Source organism: Neisseria sp. P0021.S005, from assembly GCF_051956955.1.
Genome location: NZ_JBQCWY010000320.1, coordinates 1 through 3,430 on the forward strand (window position 1 = coordinate 1; position 3,430 = coordinate 3,430).

The following is a 3,430-nucleotide window of genomic DNA, read 5'->3' on the forward strand; positions in this document are numbered from 1 at the left end:
ATAACACGACGCTGCCTTCAAATTGTGCGGGCAAAGTTTCTGCCAGTGTGCTGACGGCGTCTTCATCTGTCCAGGCAACATTTTGTTTTTGTGCGTAAAGCGCGGTCAGGCGGTAAAGCGCACCGGAGTCGAGGTAAAGAAAACCCAAGGCTTCGGCTACGCGTGAGGCAACCGTCCCTTTGCCGGATGCGCTGGGACCGTCGATGGCGATGACTTTTTGCTTGAGGCTCATATGTTCTCCTGAATGCGATAGGTATTTGAATTAACCGTTTATTATACGTTGCTTTGGCCGTCTGAAAACGAAAATTTTTGTGTGATTTAAATTTGAGGGAAAAGTGGCTCGGCCTTATCGGGTATAATGGCCAAAATCATAATTTAACCGCTTTATCTGATTGTTCGGGCCGTCTGAAACAACGGGCCGGGAATGATCTTCGAATTTAGAAACATTATGTTACAAACCGATAATCTTACTTCTGCACAGCCTCAGCGCATTATCACTGCTCAAAATATTTCAGCTCAGGAAGAATTGCTTGAACGCGCTTTACGTCCGAAAACTTTGGATGACTATATCGGGCAGGATAAGGCCAAAGAGCAGCTGGCTATTTTTATTCAGGCGGCGAAAAAACGTGGCGAAGCGCTTGACCACACTTTGCTATTTGGCCCACCGGGTTTGGGCAAAACTACTTTGGCGCATATTATCGCCAAAGAGTTGGGCGTTAATTTGCGTCAAACCAGCGGCCCGGTTTTGGAGCGCGCCGGCGACCTTGCTGCTTTATTGACCAACCTCGAGCCGCATGATGTGCTGTTTATCGATGAAATTCACCGCTTAAGCCCCGTGGTTGAAGAAATCCTTTATCCTGCGCTCGAAGATTATCAGTTGGACATCATGATTGGAGAGGGACCGGCTGCGCGTTCGGTCAAAATCGATTTGCCGCCGTTTACATTGGTGGGGGCGACGACCCGTGCCGGTATGTTGACCAATCCGTTGCGCGACCGTTTCGGTATTGTGTCCCGATTGGAGTTTTATCAAAACAAAGACTTGGCGACTATTGTTGCCCGTTCTGCTCAATTGTTGCAGTTGGAAATGGGTGAAGAGGGTGCGATGGAAGTGGCCAAGCGCAGCCGCGGTACGCCGCGCATTGCCAACCGCCTTTTGCGACGTGTACGCGATTATGCCGATGTGAAAAACAACGGCGTCATTGATGCGGAAATTGCCGATGCTGCCTTAAGCATGCTGGATGTGGACGGTCAGGGTTTGGATGTGATGGACAGGAAATTCCTTGAGGCGATTCTGCACAAATTCAGCGGCGGCCCTGTCGGTTTGGAAAACGTGGCTGCTGCGATTGGCGAATCGACCGATACCATCGAAGATGTAATTGAGCCTTATCTGATTCAGCAGGGTTTTTTGCAGCGTACACCGCGCGGACGCGTAGCAACCGAACGAGCCTATCTGCATTTCGGTTTGAAGGTTCAAGAATAATAGTGAAGGCCGTCTGAAAACTGCTTTCAGACGGCCTGATACTTTCAATTTCATATGATTGTCGGCAAATATCTGCCGATAATTGGTTAAAATGTTCCCCTTTTCTTTTTTGAAGTTTCCCCATGAATATCTTATCCGTAGAAAATGCTTCTTTTGCTGTCGGTCATGTCGCCTTGCTCGACAAAACTTCTTTTCAACTCGACAGCGGCGAGAAAATCGGTTTAATCGGCCGCAACGGTGCGGGTAAGTCTTCGTTTTTAAAAATCCTCGCCGGTGTACAAAAGCTTGACGATGGACAGATTATTGTTCAAAACAACCTCAAAATCGTTTATGTGCCGCAAGAATCCTTTTTTGATAAGGATGCAACCGTATTTGATACCGTTGCCGAAGGATTGGGCGAAATTCGCGATTTATTGAGCCGTTATCATCATGTCAGCCATGAGTTGGAAAATGGTTCGAGTGAGACTTTGTTGAAAGAGCTCAACGAATTGCAGCTTGAAATCGAAGCGAAGGACGGCTGGAAACTGGATGCGGCAGTCAAGCAGACATTGGGCGAACTCGGTTTGCCGGAAAACGAAAAAATCGGCAACCTCTCCGGCGGGCAGAAAAAGCGCGTCGCCCTGGCGCAGGCTTGGGTGCAAAAGCCCGACGTATTGCTACTGGACGAACCGACCAACCATTTGGACATCGACGCGATTATCTGGCTGGAAAACCTGCTCAAAGCATTTGAAGGCAGCTTGGTTGTGATTACCCACGACCGCCGTTTTTTGGACAATATCGCCACGCGCATCGTCGAACTCGACCGCGGCACTCTGCGCTCCTATCCCGGATCGTTCTCCAAATACAGCGAGAAAAAAGCGCAAGAGTTGGCAGTCGAGGCGGAACATAACCGCTTGTTTGATAAATTCCATGCTCAGGAAGAAGCATGGATACGCAAAGGCATCGAAGCGCGCCGTACCCGTAATGAAGGCCGCGTGCGCCGTTTGGAAGAGCTGCGCCGCCAGCGCGCCGAGCGCCGCAATGTACAAGGGCAGGTCAACTTTAAGCTCGACAGCGGCGAAAAAAGCGGCAAAATCATCGCCGAATTGGAACACGCTTCTTTTGCCTATGGCGACAAAGTCATCATGGACAAATTCTCCGCCATTTTGCAGCGCGGCGACAAAATCGGCTTAATCGGTCCAAACGGTATCGGTAAAACCACCTTCCTTAAGCTGATTTTGGGCGAATTGCAGCCGACCTACGGCAGAATCCGTATCGGCAGTAAACAGGAAGTTGCTTATTTCGACCAGTTCCGCAGCGCGTTGAACGAAAACGACACCGTGTTTTACACGCTCGGACAGGGCAATGATTACGTTGAAGTCGGTGGTAAGAAAAAGCATGTGATGAGCTATTTGGAAGATTTCCTGTTCCATCCAGCCCGCGCACAAAGTCCCGTTTCATCACTCTCCGGCGGCGAACGCAACCGACTCCTGTTGGCAAAACTCTTTACCCGCCCTGCCAATATCCTGGTCTTGGACGAACCGACCAACGACTTGGACATCGATACCCAAGAGCTGCTCGAAGACCTGTTGCGAGATTACCAAGGCACGGTATTCCTTGTCTCGCATGACCGTATGTTCTTGGATAATGTGATTACTCAAAGCATTGTTTTCGAAGGACAAGGCCGTCTGAAAGAATACATCGGCGGCTATCAGGACTATATCGACGCAAAATCGCGGGAAGATAAAATTCAGACGGCCTCTGCGCCTAAAGCGGTTGCCGAGCCTGAAAAAATCAAACCCAAAGCCAACCGCACGGTCAAACTTTCTTATAAAGAACAGCGCGAACTCGATGCCCTGCCTGATGAAATCGCCGCTTTGGAAACCGAGCAGGCTGAAATCAATACCCAGCTTTCCGATCCTGAAATTTTCAAAGATTACGAAAAAGCAGGTGCATTGCAAAGCAGGGCTG

The 3,430-nt window shown here is 49.5% G+C and carries 3 protein-coding genes; 2 read left to right on the top strand and 1 reads right to left on the bottom strand.

Going from position 1 to position 3,430, the window contains the following annotated elements; all coding sequences use genetic code 11:
* On the bottom strand, positions 1-232 hold a 232-nt coding region (locus ACTHUE_RS13430), incomplete at its 3' end, for a (d)CMP kinase (protein ID WP_440423714.1).
* Between the two features lie 216 nt (positions 233-448).
* Between ACTHUE_RS13430 and ruvB the strand changes: the two genes are divergently transcribed.
* Together ruvB and ACTHUE_RS13440 are read left to right on the top strand one after the other, a co-directional pair.
* The gene (gene ruvB, locus ACTHUE_RS13435; protein WP_070712754.1) at positions 449-1,480 is read left to right on the top strand and encodes a Holliday junction branch migration DNA helicase RuvB; all 1,032 of its coding nucleotides are present in this window, start codon (positions 449-451) and stop codon (positions 1,478-1,480) included.
* A gap of 122 nt (positions 1,481-1,602) precedes the next feature.
* Positions 1,603-3,430, top strand: a 1,828-nt coding sequence (locus ACTHUE_RS13440; RefSeq protein ID WP_440423716.1) for an ATP-binding cassette domain-containing protein, incomplete at its 3' end; no start/stop codon positions are given.

Excerpts from the sequence above, each read along its gene's own strand:
- ruvB (WP_070712754.1), top strand. The coding sequence starts at position 449 with ATGTTACAAACCGATAATCTTACTTCTGCACAGCCTCAGCGCATTATC.